The following is an 18,024-nucleotide window of genomic DNA, read 5'->3' as shown; positions in this document are numbered from 1 at the left end:
GCCAGTTGGTGAGCAGCCCTTAATTTACCTGCGTTTTAATCTGTTGACTAAATCCTGCTGATTCTCCTTACTGCTTTTGCGAAGAGCCTTCAGCTGATCTTCGAGACTATTGTTAAAGGGCTTATCGTTGATTCGCGGCTTACTATAGGCGTGAGCATATTTGCGTTCCTGTGGTCGTTTTTCTCTCGATGCTGGGCCTCTAGCGATAACTTTTACATCAATCGCCATATCACCCTTCGGTCCGGTACCAATGCTATACTCGACTATATCGCCCTCATTGAGGCTCTTAAATCCGGAATCCTGAATCGATTTAAAGTGAACAAAAAGGTCTTTCCCTTCGTCTTGTTCGATAAAGCCAAAGCCTTTTCCGTTGTTAAACCACTTTACTTTTCCTTGAGCCATGTTTCACCTCCAGATAATCGACACAAATGCGCCTGAATCTATCCCCATGCACAGGCACAAAATTTACTACCAAGATATGATTATCTGGCAGGAGGCCCGATCACTAGGACCATTACATTATCCCTCATAAACAGCATTTTGTACATATTTGATACAGCTGGTATTTATATTGCTGCCGTAAACATACCTTAATAAGGTCCTGTAACTTCTTTTGCTTTCACATCAAACCCCAGCGGATAAACACCTAGCGGCTGAACATAGTTGATCACTCAAAGAAAAATATTTGGTTTGCCCTGGCATGTTAATCTAAAGACTGCTAATATAAGGTATGTGCGATTAGTATTAAGTACTAGTACTTATATATTAATCGCTTAGCAACCGAAGCAAATATATGCTTGTACTCGGGGGAGATGGATAGTTGGCTAAGGGACATAAGGTGATTGCGATTCTTGTAACCATTGGTCTGGGGCTATTAATAGGAGCCCTACCGTCCTATACTTTCGATCACCGAAAGAATAAACCAACGCACGAGCAGAGTGTGGACAGCTCTATGCGCACAGCTAGCGCAGGACCAGGAAATCTTGCAACGCTTGCTGCTGAGAGTAAATCAAGCCACGGTAAATACCGAATTAAGCTCAAGTCAATTGCGAGTAGCGGCTCTAAGAATTCATCTTCAACCTCGCCTAAGGGTTACACAAAAGGAAAAACCTCTTTCCCCTCAACAGTTGTGTCCAGTGAAATCGAACACGGGCCCAGAGAATCTAAACTGGTTGCTTTAACGTTTAATCTCTACGAGAGGCAAGGTCAAAGAGCAGGCCTTGATAAAACCATCCTGCGCGTATTAATAGATAAGAAAGTACAGGCGACCTTCTTTATGGGCGGCAGATGGGCAGAGTCACACTCTCAAGATGCCAGGTCGATCAGCAACAACGAACTTTTTGAGATAGGCAATATGTCATATGCGGGTAAGCTCTTTACTGGACTTACACCCGACCAGATGAGTTTTGAAATAACAAAGGCACAGGAAAGCATAAAATTTATTACCGGGGTAACACCGGTTTATTTCAGGTTTCCATTTGGTATATCCAATCAAAAGGCTTTACAAGTCGCTGATAGCTGCGGGCTTATACCGGTTAGATGGGATGTGCATACACAAGACTTAAGCCTTAACACGTCAGCGGATGACATCCTATATACCGTAAAAAGAGGTACGCGCGGGGGGTCTATTATTGTTATGAACGCCAATGGAAGGGGCTGGCATACCGCGGAAGCTCTCCCTAAAGTAATAGACGCCCTCCGTAGAAGGGGGTACGAGCTTGTTACGATTTCTGAGCTACTGAGCTATGGCTCCTAGATAATACACTTAATATCCGCAAATTAGAAACAGCTCTAAGCCGGCAAAACCCTCATTAACCAATTCTAATTCCCAACAATTTAATCTACTACCTAATATCTACTATCTGCTTATTGCTTTCTGCTTTCTAATTTTAATCTCTGGCTCTTAGGTCGACTCTAGACCCAAAATATCCAGGCTTGTATAATTTTATTACAAATCTGTCCTGGATTTGCGAGTAGGTTTAGCGGCGGACTATAAAATTTAGAATTAAGTTTCAAAGAATTGAGTCTTGGTCGAACCGGAAATAGGCTAGAAAAATAAAAGCCCTTGGCTTTTAAATAATCTTTAGATAATTCAATCTTTTTTCGATTCTCAACCAGAATCGCCACTTTAACAGTTTTGCCGGGGAGGAAGGCAATATTTTATCGAAAAAGGCCGCGGTTATTACGCTTGGCTGTGCAAAAAACTCCGTTGATAGCGAGCATATAAAAGGCTCACTGATAAAACAGGGTATTTCCTTGGTTGAAAACCCTGGTGTAGCCGATTATATTATTGTCAATACCTGTGGTTTTATAGAGGCCGCAAAGCAAGAATCCATAGATACCATCCTCGAGCTGGTAGAGCTCAAAAACCGGTCGAACCATAAAAAGATAATAGTAACTGGCTGTCTTGCACAGCGGTACTACTACGACCTTGCCAAGGAGATCCCTGAAATAGACCTTCTTGTTGGAATTTCTAATGAGTTCGATATTGCTAATATGATCAAAACTGACGTATTCGAAAACATTGAGCCATCTGCCCCCAGGCATGACTTTACCGCTTATCCTGAGAGGATTCTATCTGACCTGCCGTATGCCTACCTGCAAATTGCGGACGGCTGTGATAATCGCTGTGCCTATTGCGCGATACCGCAAATCCGGGGAAACTTCCGGAGCAAACCGTTTGAAAAAGTGCTGGATGAAGCACACTTTCTCGATGAGAAAGGCGCTAAAGAAGTAAACATTATTGCGCAAGATACCGGCAGGTATGGTTATGACCTATACGGTAAAAGCAGATTTGTAGAGCTTCTCAGCGCCATGAGAGGCTTTAAAAATATCAAGTGGATCAGACTCTTGTACCTGCAGCCCCATTTTATAAACGATGAGCTAATCGATATGATAAAAAGCAACCGGCTGATCCTGCCTTACCTAGATATCCCGATCCAGCATGCAAGCCCGAGGATACTTCATGCCATGAACCGCCACGGTGCCGGCTCTGACTATCTTGCCCAGATAGCCTGGCTGCGCCGAGTCATTCCAGATGTTGTCCTGAGGACAACAGTGATCGTGGGTTATCCCGGCGAAACAGATAACGACTTTGATGAGCTTGCGGATTTTGTGCAAAGAGCCAAGTTCGATTATCTTGGTATCTTTGAATATTCACCAGAAGAGGGAACAAAAGCCGCCGAGCTGCCTAACCGCATCCCAGATCGCATAGTAAAAGAGAGATACCACCAATTAAACGCCTTGCAGGATTATATCAGTCAGGAGCGAAATAACAGTAGAGTTGGAAAAACATTCGACGTGCTGATCGAAAGAGAAGTCGAAACAGAAGCAGGATTATTTGAGGGAAGGGCTTGGTGGCAGGCACCCGAGGTGGATGGTTATACATTTGTCAGCGGTGATCTACAGCCAGGCCAGATAATCAAGACTTACTTTGATGGGTTCGATAGTTGCGATTTTTATGGGAGGTCAGTTGGTGGGGCTGGCAAACAAAATAACAATTTCTAGAATACTTCTCGTACCGCTTTTTATGATATTCCTTTTATCGGCTCCGCAACCTATCGGTTCCTACATCGCGGCACTGATTTTTGCGATTGCGGCAATCACAGACACAGTCGATGGATATGTTGCGAGAAGCCAGTCACAGGTTACAGCATTTGGGCAGCTTATTGATCCGCTTGCCGACAAGTTGCTCGTATCGGCAGCACTTGTATCCCTTGTACAGTTGGGCAGGCTCTCGGCCTGGGTTGCAGTTATAATTATCACACGCGAGTTCGCAGTCTCCGGCTTACGACTGGTAGCCTTAACCGAGAATAAAGTAATTCCCGCAAGTATCTGGGGTAAATTAAAAACAATTTCGCAAATTATTGCTATAATTATAGTTATAATTAATGTCCCATATAGCCTATTTGGTATATCCTTAGGTTTACTGGCGATAGCCATTGCCGTAATCCTGACAATCTTATCCGGAATCGACTACTTCACAAAATCGCGTAATGTGCTTTACCGGCCGGATAAAGTAAGAAGTTAAGGAATTAAAGAACAATGCGTTACAACATAATCTCCGTTGGGTCAGAATTAACATTGGGTCTTACCGTCAACACCAATGCAGCCTACATCGCCAAGCGGCTGGGTAAGGAAGGGTACTCCTGCAATTATCAGATAGGAGTTCCCGATAATGTAAGCCTGATCTCAAAGGCGATACGTAAATCTTTGGCCGAAGTTGACGGTGTGATTATCACGGGAGGACTTGGACCCACTGTTGACGACCTGACTCGCGAAGCGATTTGCGATGCTGTAGATTGCAAGCTCGAATTTCAGCACTGGCTAGCCGATATCATCAAGGAGAGATACGGGCCAAGAACAACGCCCTTGCCCGAGATAACATACCGCCAGGCATATCTCCCATCCGGAGCAAAGCCGATTATTCCGACTATAGGAAGCGCACCGGGAATAATCCTTGAAAAAGATAACAGGTTTGTTATCTCCCTTCCCGGCGTTCCGCGTGAGATGAAAGAAATGCTCGAAACAGATGTCATCCCCTGGTTAAATTCGCGCTACCTTATAAATGAAACCTATAAAGTAAGAGTTTTACGTACCACCGCTCGCACTGAAGCAACGCTTGAAGAATCGGTTAAAGACATTATGGAAAGCCTCGAAAACGTAACAGTCGGAATCATCGCATTTCCGGGCGAGATACAACTACAGCTTCTGGCTAGAGGAAACAGCGAAGAGGAGGCAGCCAAAGCCATTGAGGAGGCAGAATCCAGGTTCATCGAGCGGTTAGGACCGATAGTCTTCGGATTTGATGAGGACACGCTTGAAGAAGTTGTCGGAAGACTATTAAAAAAGCATGACCTGACGCTTGCCCTGGCGGAATCCTGTACCGGAGGTTTAACATCCAAGAAAATTACGGATATATCAGGAAGTTCAGATTATTTTCTTGGAGGCATTATCTCATACAGCAACGATGCGAAAGTGGCGCTGCTTAATGTATCAGAACAAACGCTGGCAAGACAAGGCGCTGTAAGTGCGGCGACCGCTCTGGCTATGGCGGTCGGCGTAAGAAATAGGCTAGGTTCAGATATTGGGCTTTCCATAACGGGAATAGCAGGACCAACCGGTGGGACTCCCGATAAGCCAGTAGGCCTGATTTACATCGCTTTGTCGCATGAAAGCACCAGCTACAGTAATAAATACGTCTTTTTTGGCTCAAGGGACATCATAAGGCTAAAAAGTGCGAATGCAGCCCTTGATATGCTGCGGTATTATATTCTGGATAATTTTGAACAGTCTGGAGGGATGTAGACCTGACATTGCGCTTATTCGTGGGCATAGAGTTGCCGTCCCACCTAAAACATGTGCTTTACAATATCTCCGAACCGCTAAGATCCCAGCTAAGCAATACAAGGTGGGTGTCACCGGAAAATATCCATCTCACCCTTAAATTTCTAGGTTCTACAGAGGACGAAAAACTTGATGAAATAGTAAATGCCATTGAGAATGCGATAAAAAACTTCAGGAAATTCTATTTCTCACTTGATAGCGTGGGAGGATTCCCAAGCTCTAGGAAAGCGCGTGTCCTCTGGGTGGGCATATCACACGGTTCAAGCGAGCTGATAGAATTAAGTAAAGCCATTGAAGAAAGCCTGGCTCCGCTTGGCTTCGAGATCGAGAAGAAGCCCTTCAAACCACATATCACGCTGGCCAGGATCAGAATCCCAACATCTATCGAAAGTGCAGCAACACAGATGCCGTCGGGAGAGATTTCAGGCCGGGTGGTAAATGTGGACGGCATAACCATATTTCAGAGCCGCCTGAAACCCACAGGCGCCGAATACGAAGCGATCAGGTTTATTCCGCTGCAGGGATAGACAAACGGTGTCTTTCAGTTCATGGTTCGCAAAAATCCGCTTGCCAGGCGGCAGCCTGAAAGGTAAACTTAGAGCACAAGTATTATTGTGCAAAAGCACAACTCGTATAGTATGTGACATGACCGCTAACTGGGCATACTTGAATTCGCATCACAGCACTTGACAACGAACATCCGTTCGTATATCCTAAGTTAGGGTCTTTCCTTATGAATTCGCTAAACCACAACTCTGGGAGGAAGCATGGACCGGGATAAAGTAATTGAATTAACCAAAGAACAAATAGAGAGAAAGTACGGAAAAGGTTCCTTGATGAAGCTTGGAGAGCATCCTACAAGGATGGATATCCAGGTCATCCCTACGGGAGCGCTTGCACTTGATATCGCACTTGGAGTCGGTGGCGTACCCAGAGGCAGAGTTATAGAGATCTACGGTCCTGAATCCTCCGGTAAGACAACTCTTGCACTTCATATCGCGGCAGAGGCCCAGAAGATGGGCGGTGTAGCCGCTTATATTGATGCCGAGCACGCGCTCGACCCCATATATGCCAAGAAGTTGGGTGTCAACACTGAAGAGCTGCTCATCTCACAACCGGATACTGGCGAGCAAGCATTGGAGATCGCTGATATGCTTGTCCGCTCCGGCGCTATAGATGTCATCGTAATCGATTCTGTAGCGGCGCTTGTACCGAGAGCCGAAATCGAGGGCGAGATGGGCGATTCCCACGTTGGTTTGCAGGCACGTCTCATGAGCCAGGCATTGAGAAAACTAAGTGGTTCGATCAATAAATCAAAAACCACAGCTATTTTTATTAACCAGCTTAGAGAGAAAATAGGCGTTATGTTTGGCAATCCCGAGACAACGCCCGGCGGTAGAGCACTTAAATTCTATGCCTCGGTTAGAATTGATATCCGAAAAGCAGATTCTATCAAACAGGGAACTGAGGTTACCGGTAACAGGGTGCGGGCTAAAATCGTCAAGAATAAAATAGCCCCGCCTTTTAGACAAGCCGAGTTCGATATCATGTTCGGCGAGGGCATCTCAAAAGAAGGAAGCATACTTGACCTCTCTGTTGAGCACGGCATTGTTAATAAGAGCGGCTCCTGGTATACATATGGCGAGGAGCGCCTGGGCCAAGGCCGCGAAGCGGCAAAACAGACCCTCGTCGACAACAAAGCGCTCGCATTAGATATCGAGACTAAAGTGAGGGAGAAGGTCGGGCTAGTAAAAACCGATGACGCCGAGGCAATAGAGACCGAGACAGTTAAGTCCTAACAGGATGTCTTAACGTTAATAGTTCTTTTTCCATGAGGGAAATAGAGGATGAAAATAACAGCGCTGCAGCAGCAGGAAAAACACCCTTGGAGAACATCCATCTTTTTAGATGGACGGTTCTGGAAAGCATATGATACGGACATCATTGCTGAGCTTGGTCTCCACGAAGGTCAGCGCTTTACTCTAGAAGAGCTTGACCAATTAATAAATTCACTGGAAAAACGGCGTGCGGTAGACCGTGCCGTCCTCCTTTTATCCTACCGCTCAAGAAGCGTCCATGAAGTATCCAGCCGTCTAAAAAAGGCTGGCTTTGCACCTAATATCATCGAAGAAGCTATCGGAAAACTAAAAGACCTTGGTTATCTTAATGATGATAACTTTGCTAGAGCCTGGATGAATGGCCGCATGAGTTCAAACCTTTATGGAAAAAGGCGTATCAAGCAAGAACTGCGCTTAAAGGGCGTGCCTGATGAAATAATTTCCAGTGCTTTTGAAGAATCACTCTCGGAAGAGGACGAATATGCCCGAGCTAAAGAACTTGCCGAAACAAAATTGCCCTCCTATAAAGGCATCGATAAAAACGTTATCTACCGCAGGCTCAGCCAGTTTCTGTTAAGGCGCGGATATAGTTCCTCGGTCGTCTATGATGTGTGCAAGGACATCATCAGAAACGAAGGCTTAGAATGAAAAATAGTTTAGCTGCTAAAAGCCTGCCCTCTACAAATGCAATAATTATAAAAACCAATTAAACTCAGATTAAACTCCGAGGCCTTGGTTAAACTCTGGCTCCATAATCCCATTCCTCTTTTTCTTGCATTTGTACTCTGCTACAACAAGAATTTGGCGCACAAAAGGCTTACAAACTTTTTTCGATAACCCTGGCGCCTGCGCAGTTGATTAATTTTCTTGACACTATATTGCTGTAATTATAGTATAGAAACGTAGATGACAGGCAGAAATGCTTTACTAAGAACACTCATTTAGTTTTACATAGATTGGAAAAACTACAGATGAGAACAGGTGTTGGCTCGCAGCAGCATTATAAATAGCTGCTGAAGTTAAGCCTGTATTAGCCTTAGTAAAGGGTTTTTGCCGAGCAATCGCTCGGCATTTTTATTTCAAAAAAGGAGGCAACAATGAGTGCGATAGTAACAGTAATCGTAGCCGTTGTAGCAACTGCGATCGGTGTAGCTGCAGGATACATGGTACGAAAGACAACCGCAGAAGCCAAGTTTGCCTCCGCCGAAGAAGCTGCAAAGCGAATCATATCTGAAGCAGAGAAGGAAGCTGAGACCAAAAAGAAAGAGGCCTTGATTAATGCTAAAGATGAAATTCATGCCCTGCGTTCAGAAGCAGAACGCGATTTGCGCGAACGGCGGAATGAAATCCAGCGCATAGAGAGACGATTAGCTCAAAAAGAAGAGTCTCTTGATGCACGGGTAAACAACTTGGACAAGAAAGAGCGGTCACTTGCGGATCGCGAAAGAGAGATCAGTAGAATCGAAAGCGAGCTCTCCGAAATTTATGAAAAAGAGCTGAAACTGCTTGAGCAAATCGCTGGACTTTCCGCGGAAGAAGCACGTCAGCTTCTTATGAAGAGAGTCGAGGACGAAACCAAACATGAGGTTGCGATGATGATCCGCGACATTGAGGCTAAGGCAAAAGATGAAGCAGATAAGCGCGCCAGAAACGTAATTGCCCTTGCCATACAGAGATGTGCAGCAGACCATGTTGCAGAAACAACTGTTTCTGTTGTGCCACTGCCGAATGATGAGATGAAAGGCAGAATTATTGGGAGGGAAGGTCGAAACATCAGAGCGTTTGAGAATTTATCGGGAATCAACCTGATAATCGACGATACGCCTGAAGCGGTCATTCTCTCAAGCTTTGATCCGGTTAGAAGGGAAATTGCAAGACTCGCGCTTGAGCGGCTTATAGCAGACGGGCGCATACACCCGGCCAGGATCGAGCAAATGTATGCAAAGGCACGAGATGAAGTAGAGGCCCATATCCGCGAGGTTGGAGAGCAGGCAACATTCGATACTGATATCCACGGGCTACACCCAGAGCTTGTAAGAGTGCTTGGAAGGCTCAAGTATAGAACAAGCTACGGCCAAAATGTCCTTCAGCACTCCATCGAGGTCGCACATCTTGCAGGAATGATGGCAGCAGAGCTTGGTGCAGATATGAGGCTTGCAAGACGGGCAGGTCTTCTTCACGACATTGGCAAGGCAATCGACCATGAGGTAGAAGGCCCGCACGCTGTGATCGGTGCAGAACTTGCCAAAAGATTCCATGAGCACGCTAACGTCGTCCATGCCATAGAGGCGCACCATGGCGATTGCGAGCCAAATTCTGTTGAAGCGGTTCTTGTCCAAGCAGCCGATGCCATATCGGGTGCAAGACCTGGGGCTAGAAGAGAAACTCTTGAGAGCTATGTCAAACGCCTCGAGAAGCTCGAGACAATTGCCGAGTCTTATCCAGGCGTCGAGAAATGCTATGCTATGCAAGCGGGCCGTGAGCTTCGTATCATGGTAAAGCCTGAAGATATTGATGACGCCTCGGCTGCAATGCTTGCGCGCGATGTAGCTAAGCAGATTGAGGCTGAACTGGAATACCCAGGCCAAATCAAAGTAATCGTCATTAGAGAGCATAGGGCTGTAGAGTACGCAAAGTAAATGCTCGTAGAAAACTTGATTGTAAATTCGAAAGGTGGGGCTTGTCTCCACCTTTTTAGTTCCCTAGTGATGCCATTAACAGCCCCAGTTAAAGGCAGCACGGTAGCACTGCGGTACGAATACCAACACTTCCGACCCCCATTTAGCGCCGGCACACCGAATTTTGCTAAACGCTTGACCTACGCTAAAAGAGGTAAATTATGTTAACATTCGCTACATGCGCTGCATTTTAATTGACAAATCGACCTTTCCATAGAACAATATATACATTATATGCAGGACTAACGCTAGGTTTTATATGTCAGAGATTAAAGACTATTCGTTGCTTACCTTCGTGGCAAACCTTACAGGCGAGCAATATCTAAAAATCGAAGAAGATCTGGGGCAGGGCTTCGTCCGTCTAAATACGAGCGAGGCAGAAAGGCGCCAGGCTAAACATGACATTCAATCGATGGAGGATATTGTTCTTGAGATGCTTAGAAACTCACGAGATGCAGGTGCGTCCAGGATATTTATAGCCTCCACAAAAGAAGACAACCTCATCCGAAAAGTAACAATCATTGACGACGCTTGCGGTATACCACCTGAACTGCACGAGAAGATATTCGAACCCCGCGTAACCTCCAAGCTCGATAACGTTATAACCGATAGGTATGGCATCCATGGTAGGGGAATGGCGCTATTTTCCATAAAACAGGTTGCTGATGATGTGGAACTTGTATTCTCAGCACCCGGTAGGGGCAGCGTGTTTAGGGTACAAACCAGCATGGGATTATTATCTGAAAGAAAGGATCAATCGACATATCCAACTATAAAGTATCGAAAAGGTGAGCCGATAATTATCAGAGGACCTCACAATATCATAAGGACTGTGCTCGAGTTTAATCTCGACCATCAGGACCTTGAGATATATTTAGGTTCGCCATCTGAGGTTTTAGCGACTATGCATTATCTTTGCGCGCAAGATATGAATAGCAGCGATGGCGAAAAAACCAGGGATTATAAGATTTGGCGATCAGTAGGCTCGGTAAAATCCGCGGCAATTTTGGCCGATGTGGCTGAAAGAAAACTGGGTCTTAAAATATCGGTCAGGAATGCCCAGCGAATAATGAGTTCGAGAGTAGAGCCTCTAAAACCGATGCTTGAAACGCTCAATGCGCAAAAAGAGTGCAAAGAGCCTGAAAGAAAAGTTGATCTTTTAAAACCAGAGCCTCTTGCTAGGCGCATATCGCAGGAAGACCTTAAACAGCTGGCTGGAATTATCGGTAGCAGTTGTAGAACAATAACAGATAAATATTTTATGGAGCTAGCAGAAAATCCAGAGGTCAGAGTAGATAAGGATTGTATTAAAGTTACGATTAAGGTACAATCGAAAGGTAATTAATGCCAATATCTGTTATAATTTAGCAGGAACTTGAAAAGTAGTGTCAAATCTTGAATTACAGGCGTGTATAGCAATAGTGGTACGCCGCCAAGGAGGATAAAATGGAAGTACTAAAGGTTTCATCAAAATCTAGTCCAAACTCTGTTGCTGGCGCTCTAGCTGGTGTTCTAAGGGAACGCGGTGGAGCCGAGATCCAGGTCATTGGTGCAGGAGCTTTAAACCAGGCCATAAAAGCTATCGCGATAGCAAGAGGCTTTGTGGCGCCGAGCGGCTTAGACCTGGTTGTCGTTCCCGCATTCACCGACATCTCAATTTCAGGTGAGGAACGCACTGCGATCAAGTTAATAATTGAGCCTAGGTAAAGCATTGTAGCTTATATGCCGGTCGATTTACACCTTCACACAACTGCATCCGATGGCAGCTTAAGCCCGGGCGAGGTTGTGGAAATTGCAGCCAGTTTAAACCTTAAGACGATAGCTATTTCCGACCACGACACCGTTGGGGGAATAGATGAAGCGCTGGCATACGCAATCAAATTGGGTATAGAGGTAATACCGGCAGTTGAGCTTAGTTCAAAGTATAATAGCCGAGATGTTCATATTCTCGGCTATTTTATTGATTATAAAGATACAAAACTCCTCGATTATTTCACGTATTTAAGACAGGCTCGCATCGAGCGTGCCAAAGTAATTATTGATTGCCTCAGGAACCTGGGTCTTAATATAACTTTCGAAGATGTCCTTAAGATTGCAGAACAGGCATCCATAGGCCGTCCGCATATAGCCCGTGCACTACTTGCAAAAAACTACGTGCCTGATGTCAGAGAAGCTTTCAATAAGTATTTAAAACACGGTGCGCCGTGTTTTCGTGAGAAGTTTGTCTATCCAACCGATAAAGCAATTTCGCTTGTTCACGAAGCCGGTGGAATAGCGGTTTTCGCACACCCCGGACTTGCTAAAATAGACGAGTACATCCCTGAGCTTATTAAAATGGGGTTAAATGGTCTTGAAGCATATCACGCGGAACACACTGCCGATCAAATCGAGCACTACTTGAGGCTGGCTAAAGAATACGGCCTGATTGTTACAGGCGGCTCGGATGACCACGGCCCCGTATCCACTCACGGTCTTCGAATAGGCTCAATTAGCGTGCCAGATGCAGTTGTCGATACGCTAAAACTAGCTGCCAACAAAGAAAGGCAGTAGTTAAACCCGCAATAGGTCTTAATGTGCCAAGGCTTCCCTGAGCCCAGAACCCCGGCCCCTGGGCACTTCCTCCGGCAATGGCACCTTAGAGCTCTTAGACTTGCCCTCGCTCTAGACCTGCGCTCTTAACACAGATTTGCTAAAATAATTGCATGAAGAAATTCCATATTACTACTTTTGGTTGTCAAATGAATAAGCATGATTCTGAGCGTATAGCCGGTCTTCTTACCGAGCACGGTTACTCGCAAACCGATGACCCAAATGCCGCTCAAATAATTATATTTAATACCTGCACGGTAAGAGAGCATGCCGAAGACCGCTTTTTTGGTAATCTCAATAACTTAAGGGCCAGGAAAAGAAACGACCCCAACCTTATTATCGCCGTTGGTGGATGCGTAGCTCAAAAAGAACGTGAGCTAATTTTTAAAAAGGCACCGCACACCGATATCGTCTTCGGCACGCATAATATGCCCAACCTCGGCCATATGATAGAGTCTGTCGAACAGGGAAGAACAGCTATTTGCGAAATAGCGGATGCAATAGAGATAATGCCGACAACTTTGCCAAGCGTACGCGAGGAGAAACACCACGCCTGGGTACCTATTATCATCGGCTGTAATAATTTTTGCACTTATTGCATCGTGCCGCTTACCCGCGGCCGCGAACTAAGCAGGCCGCTTGAAGATATAATCGCTGAAGTTGAGCGACTTGTTGCCGATGGTGTTATCGAAATAACCCTTCTTGGACAAAACGTAAACTCTTATGGGCGCGATATTTACAAGAAAAGCGAATTTGCGAAATTACTCAATGAGCTAAATAATATCGCCGGCCTGCAACGCATAAGGTTTACGACTTCACATCCTAAAGACCTGACAGATGATATTATCGAGGCGGTTGCAAGCAATAAAAAGGTTTGCGAACACATCCATCTGCCGGTACAGGCAGGATCAAACAGGATTCTTAAGGCTATGAATAGAAAATACACAAAAGAGGAATATCTCAAAACGGTTAAAAAGATATATGCGGCAATACCGGGAGTAAGCCTGACTACGGATATTATGGTTGGTTTTCCAGGAGAAACGGAAGCCGATTTTCTCGATACGCTCGATGTGGTTGAAAAGGCCCGTTACGACTCGGCCTTTACATTTATATTCTCACCCCGCGAGGGAACGCTAGCGGCTAAGATGGAAAATCAAATACCGGCTCAAATAAAGGCCGATCGCTTTGATAGGCTCGTTAAGCTACAAAATAACTTAAGTTTTGAGAAAAATAAAGAGCTCCTTGGTAGGGATGTAGAGGTTTTTGTAGAAGGTGTAAGTAAGAAGAATCCGAATATGCTAACCGGGCGTACACGAACCAACAAGGTGGTTAACTTTGCCGGTTCGAACGATCTAATTCATAAAGAGGCGATCATTAACATAACTGAAGCGCATACCTGGTTTCTAAAGGGTGAACTTAAAGAAGTCCTGCTGTTGAACTAATGGAGGTAGAAATGCCGGTAGTTATAGGCTGTTTGGTACCTCATCCGCCAATCATAGTGCCCGAGGTCGGACGAGAGAATATCGCTCGCGTTACCTCCACGATAAAGGCTATGGAGGAGTTATCCCAGGATGTAGCCAAAGCCAACCCTGAGACTCTGGTATTTGTATCTCCTCACAGCGCAGGGTTTGCCGATAGCATTGCAGTAAAAGCAAGCCCTGTGCTTAAAGGCTCGATGGCAAACTTTGGCGCATTTGATGTTGTATTCTCGGTTGAAAATGATTTAACTTTCATCGACGAATTATTAAGGGCTGCAAATGACTACCAGCTCTCCATTACCAAAGTCGGAAGAGGATTTATAGACCTGCTCGGCTCAGACGAGCTGGACCATGGTATTATGGTTCCCCTTTATTATCTGCGCAAGCATCTTGAGCTGCCGATAGTATCGCTCTCGATAGACTATCGGGGTTTCGATGAGCATTATACGCTAGGGCTTTCCATACAGCAGGCATCTGAGTCATTGCCAAAGAGAATCGCATTGATTGCAAGCGGAGATTTATCCCACAGGCTCATACCCGGTGCACCGGCAGGATATAATCCACGCGCGGTTGATTTTGATGCGCGAATCGAGGAGATTTTTGATACCGGCTACTTTGACGAACTCAGGCAACTTGACCCTGCACTCATCGAATCTGCAGGCGAGTGTGGGCTTCGCTCGATATACGCTCTGTCGGGTGCGTTTAACAATTACGAGATCAGAACAAATGTGCTCTCTTACGAGGCTCCATTCGGCGTGGGATACATGGTCGCTGCCATCTACCCAGGAACCGTATCCTTAGATAGAGATCTTTATACCATCCAGGTCGAAGAACTGCCGCCCAAGGAACCTGAGGTAAGCGAACCAGTCAGGCTCGCTAAATATAGTCTTGAGCAATATTTTACAGTGGGCCACCCGGTTAAGCCACCTAAGGGTACATCACCAAGCCTGCTTAACAAGAGAGCAGGAGTATTCGTGTGCCTTAAAATAGATGACCATTTACGGGGCTGCGTAGGGACCATTACACCTACACAAGCAAACATTGCAGAGGAAATCATGGTAAATGCAATCCAGGCGGCAACTGAAGACCCGAGATTTCTGCCGGTGGTAAAAGATGAACTGCCGAAGATTCGCTATTCCGTAGACATACTTGATGAACCGGAAAAAATACCATCCGATCTTATGCTGGACCCCAAGGTTTACGGAGTTATAGTAAGGCGAGGGTATAACACCGGCCTGCTCCTGCCAAACATTGACGGTGTTGAGACCGTCGATGAACAAATAGCGATTGCCAAACAAAAAGCCGGCATAAAGCCCCACGAAGAGGTAGAGTTATACAGGTTTAAGGTCACAAGATATGAATGAAAGACCTCCTACAAAGAGGCTAGTAATAGAAGTTCTTCTTAACTGCAAATGACATGAGCCCTTAGCATCTCAGACCATATACTTGTAAATTAACAGAGAAAAATCAACGATAAGTAGCCTTTGAGGTTAACAACTTGAAGCAGCTGCTGAGGTGATCTAGAATTCCAAAGACAAAGCTTATAGCCATCGTTGGACCTACTGCAACAGGTAAAAGCGACGTTGCCGTAGAGCTTGCAAAGCGTATTGGCGGGGAGATAGTGTCCGCCGACTCTATGCAGATTTATAAAGGCATGAACATCGGTACCGCTAAAGTTACGCAAGAAGAGATGCGCAACATACCCCATTATCTAATTGATATCATCGACCCAGCAGAGCCATTTAGCGTCGCTGAATATCAACGGCTGGCAAGGCAGGCGATAAACGATATAGCAAGCAGAGGGAAGATCCCTATATTGGTAGGCGGAACTGGTCTTTACGTCCGCGCTGTTATAGATAAGCTGGAGTTTCCTGCTGGTGAAACAGCTTCAGAAATTAGGAAAAAACTTGAAAAGCGCGCAGATCGGGAAGGGCCTGATGCTCTCTATAAAGAACTTATAGAAAAAGACCCCGCTTCAGCCGATATTGTGCATCCAAAAAACGTGCGCCGTATTATTAGAGCATTGGAAGTAATTGAGCTTACTGGGCGCCCATTTTCAGAATTTCACCGGGCATGGAAAAACCGAGAGTCTATTTACGACCTTGAGATGTTCGGCCTTACCATGGATAGGCAGAAGCTGCATGAGCGCATAAACAGGCGGGTAGATAAAATGATAAGCGCCGGTCTTATCGATGAAGTCAGAAACTTAGTGGCGCATGGATATGAACGGTTTTTGACTTCCCAGCAGGCCATAGGTTATAAAGAATTAATTGGTTATTTAAAAGGTGAAGAATCACTGGATGAAGCGGTTGGAACTATCAAGGCTCGTACCAGACAATACGCAAAGAGACAGCTTACCTGGTTCCGCGCAGACCCAAGGGTCAAGTGGATAGATGTTGACGATAAATCCATCAACGAGGTCGTTGACGAGATAATAGATATGCTAAAGAAGGATGGATTCATTAATAATTCAGTCTGAACGAAGGGTGGCCAGGTGCAAATAAAATTTGCAAAGTATGAGGGCATAGGCAACGATTTTATTATTATAGATAATTTGAGCGGCCAGATATCTCTTTCTCAAGAAGAGATTGCAAGGCTATGCAACCGTAACTTTGGCATCGGATCGGATGGGTTGATGTTTGTGCGTCCATCTGAAGTCGCCGATTTCTTTATGGACTTCTATAACTCAGATGGGTCGATTGCTGAGATGTGCGGCAATGGAATCCGCTGCTTCGCAAAATATCTTTACGATGAGAACTTAACAGATAAAACAACCATCAATATTGAAACAAGAGCCGGGATCAAGATAGTAGAGCTAATGCTCAATCACGGCAGGGCAGTCAGAGCTAAAGTCGATATGGGTGAGCCAATTCTGGAATCATCTAAAGTGCCGGTCAGTGCCGATACCGAAAGGTTCATCAACCAACCCTTAATAGTTGACGATAGTGAAATTAAAGCAACGTGTGTCTCCATGGGCAATCCCCATTGCATCATCTTTGTCGACGACGTAAAAACTGCGCCGGTTAGAACGCTTGGCCCGAAAGTCGAGGCAAGCAAGCACTTCCCACAGAAAACCAATGTCGAGTTTGCAAATATCCTTGGGCGAGGGGAGATTGAGCTTCGTGTCTGGGAGAGAGGATGCGGTGAGACGCTAGCTTGCGGTACCGGCGCTTGCGCAACTCTCGTAGCCTGCGCGCTAAACAATAAAACAGACCGTTCTGCAACCGTGCATCTTCCTGGAGGTGACCTGAAGATAAGCTGGATAGACAATAACCATGTCATCCTTGAAGGACCAGCAAATCGGGTCTTCACCGGTATTATTGATGTCGGGTAGCTCATGGCACCATAACGGGAGGAAAGTAAAATGGCTCGAGAAAAAGTTGCCGAATTAGGGAGCCTGCAACCAGGGCAGATGACCCAGGTTAAGGCTGGTGGCAAGTCAACACTTCTAGCAAACGTTGACGGAAACTATTATGCTATCCACGCCATCTGCACACATATGGGCTGCAATCTTTCTAAAGGTAAACTCAACGGAAATGTGGTAACCTGTCCATGTCATGGTAGTCAGTTTGATGTTACGACGGGTAACGTAGTCCGTGGACCTGCAAAGAAACCTGAGCAGGCTTACAAAGTTATTATCCAGGATAGCGATATCCTTATTGAAACTTGATACTATGAAGCCTCTCTGTGTGCCGGGGTGATACCTAGATCTAGGGCTAATCTTTTGCTTACCACCCATTCGTCCTCGGGTGGTATTGGTTCCTGACCATCAATCTCTTCCACCACGACTGGATATCCAAGTTGTCTTTTAATAAACTCCAGGCTCTCGCCGGCATCCAGGAGGGCTGTCGCGTAGCTGTACCGTAAATCGTCAAACTTTATATTTTTCAAACCAGCCCTTCTTTTAGCTAGTTCAAATATCCTTTCATCGAGAAGTTCCTTGCTCAGCGCCTCGCCGGTTGAATTCGTAAATACAAAGTAACAAGCAGTCTTTATGTGGTTCTTCTCTTGCTGCTCCCGGTGCTCCTTTAACGCATCAAGAACTGCATGGGGAACAATAACAGAGCGCTTTGCAACATCGCGAGAAGTCTCATA

Annotated in this window: 18 protein-coding genes; 16 read left to right on the top strand and 2 right to left on the bottom strand. The window is 45.5% G+C overall.

Annotation, left to right across the window (positions count from 1 at the left end; all coding sequences use genetic code 11):
* Positions 1-24: 24 nt before the first annotated feature.
* A complete protein-coding gene (locus K6T91_06760) occupies positions 25-402 on the bottom strand; it encodes a cold-shock protein (protein MCL6472500.1) in 378 nt (125 codons plus the stop codon).
* Positions 403-820: 418 nt separating this feature from the next.
* Here K6T91_06760 and K6T91_06755 point away from each other — a divergent pair, with 418 nt between their 5' ends.
* The 16 genes from K6T91_06755 (at position 821) to K6T91_06680 (ending at position 17,599) form a co-directional block, all read left to right on the top strand.
* Positions 821-1,756, top strand: coding sequence for a polysaccharide deacetylase family protein (locus K6T91_06755; protein ID MCL6472499.1), 936 nt, complete (start codon positions 821-823; stop codon positions 1,754-1,756).
* Positions 1,757-2,106: 350 nt separating this feature from the next.
* The gene (rimO, locus tag K6T91_06750) at positions 2,107-3,507 is read left to right on the top strand and encodes a 30S ribosomal protein S12 methylthiotransferase RimO (GenBank protein MCL6472498.1); all 1,401 of its coding nucleotides are present in this window, start codon (positions 2,107-2,109) and stop codon (positions 3,505-3,507) included.
* Positions 3,476-4,030, top strand: a complete 555-nt coding sequence (gene pgsA / locus K6T91_06745) for a CDP-diacylglycerol--glycerol-3-phosphate 3-phosphatidyltransferase (protein MCL6472497.1) — start codon at positions 3,476-3,478, stop codon at positions 4,028-4,030. The genes rimO and pgsA overlap by 32 nt, the downstream gene beginning before the upstream one ends.
* Before the next feature lie 14 nt (positions 4,031-4,044).
* On the top strand, positions 4,045-5,307 hold the full coding sequence (locus K6T91_06740; protein ID MCL6472496.1) for a competence/damage-inducible protein A: 1,263 nt from the start codon (positions 4,045-4,047) through the stop codon (positions 5,305-5,307).
* A gap of 8 nt (positions 5,308-5,315) precedes the next feature.
* Complete coding sequence (gene thpR, locus K6T91_06735; GenBank protein ID MCL6472495.1) at positions 5,316-5,873, top strand: RNA 2',3'-cyclic phosphodiesterase; 558 nt, start codon at positions 5,316-5,318, stop codon at positions 5,871-5,873.
* 240 nt (positions 5,874-6,113) lie between these two features.
* Positions 6,114-7,145, top strand: a complete 1,032-nt coding sequence (gene recA, locus K6T91_06730; GenBank protein MCL6472494.1) for a recombinase RecA — start codon at positions 6,114-6,116, stop codon at positions 7,143-7,145.
* A gap of 48 nt (positions 7,146-7,193) precedes the next feature.
* Positions 7,194-7,832 carry a recombination regulator RecX gene (locus K6T91_06725; GenBank protein ID MCL6472493.1) on the top strand — a complete coding sequence of 213 codons (639 nt, stop codon included), beginning with the start codon at positions 7,194-7,196 and terminating at the stop codon, positions 7,830-7,832.
* A 449-nt stretch (positions 7,833-8,281) separates the two neighbouring features.
* Positions 8,282-9,823 carry a ribonuclease Y gene (gene rny, locus K6T91_06720; protein MCL6472492.1) on the top strand — a complete coding sequence of 514 codons (1,542 nt, stop codon included), beginning with the start codon at positions 8,282-8,284 and terminating at the stop codon, positions 9,821-9,823.
* Positions 9,824-10,121: 298 nt separating this feature from the next.
* On the top strand, positions 10,122-11,207 hold the full coding sequence (locus K6T91_06715; GenBank protein ID MCL6472491.1) for an ATP-binding protein: 1,086 nt from the start codon (positions 10,122-10,124) through the stop codon (positions 11,205-11,207).
* A 101-nt stretch (positions 11,208-11,308) separates the two neighbouring features.
* On the top strand, positions 11,309-11,569 hold the full coding sequence (locus tag K6T91_06710; protein MCL6472490.1) for a stage V sporulation protein S: 261 nt from the start codon (positions 11,309-11,311) through the stop codon (positions 11,567-11,569).
* Positions 11,570-11,584: 15 nt separating this feature from the next.
* Entirely contained in the window at positions 11,585-12,412 is an 828-nt protein-coding gene (locus K6T91_06705) for a PHP domain-containing protein (GenBank protein MCL6472489.1), read from the top strand.
* A 152-nt stretch (positions 12,413-12,564) separates the two neighbouring features.
* Positions 12,565-13,893, top strand: a complete 1,329-nt coding sequence (gene miaB / locus K6T91_06700) for a tRNA (N6-isopentenyl adenosine(37)-C2)-methylthiotransferase MiaB (GenBank protein ID MCL6472488.1) — start codon at positions 12,565-12,567, stop codon at positions 13,891-13,893.
* 11 nt (positions 13,894-13,904) lie between these two features.
* Positions 13,905-15,293 carry an AmmeMemoRadiSam system protein A gene (gene amrA, locus K6T91_06695; GenBank protein ID MCL6472487.1) on the top strand — a complete coding sequence of 463 codons (1,389 nt, stop codon included), beginning with the start codon at positions 13,905-13,907 and terminating at the stop codon, positions 15,291-15,293.
* Positions 15,294-15,454: 161 nt separating this feature from the next.
* Positions 15,455-16,408: a tRNA (adenosine(37)-N6)-dimethylallyltransferase MiaA gene (gene miaA / locus K6T91_06690; protein ID MCL6472486.1), complete on the top strand. Its 954-nt coding sequence runs from the start codon at positions 15,455-15,457 to the stop codon at positions 16,406-16,408.
* A 21-nt stretch (positions 16,409-16,429) separates the two neighbouring features.
* The gene (gene dapF / locus K6T91_06685; protein ID MCL6472485.1) at positions 16,430-17,263 is read left to right on the top strand and encodes a diaminopimelate epimerase; all 834 of its coding nucleotides are present in this window, start codon (positions 16,430-16,432) and stop codon (positions 17,261-17,263) included.
* Between the two features lie 30 nt (positions 17,264-17,293).
* Positions 17,294-17,599, top strand: coding sequence for a Rieske (2Fe-2S) protein (locus K6T91_06680; protein MCL6472484.1), 306 nt, complete (start codon positions 17,294-17,296; stop codon positions 17,597-17,599).
* A 2-nt stretch (positions 17,600-17,601) separates the two neighbouring features.
* On the opposite strand, the gene K6T91_06675 is transcribed toward K6T91_06680, so the two are convergent.
* Positions 17,602-18,024 (bottom strand): tyrosine-type recombinase/integrase (locus K6T91_06675; protein MCL6472483.1); only part of this gene is annotated, 423 nt, incomplete at its 5' end.

Source organism: Bacillota bacterium (assembly GCA_023511485.1).
GTDB lineage: Bacteria > Actinomycetota > Aquicultoria > Aquicultorales > Aquicultoraceae > CADDYS01.
Note: the sequence above shows the minus strand (reverse complement) of the source record. Positions and strands in the feature narration are given on the sequence as shown.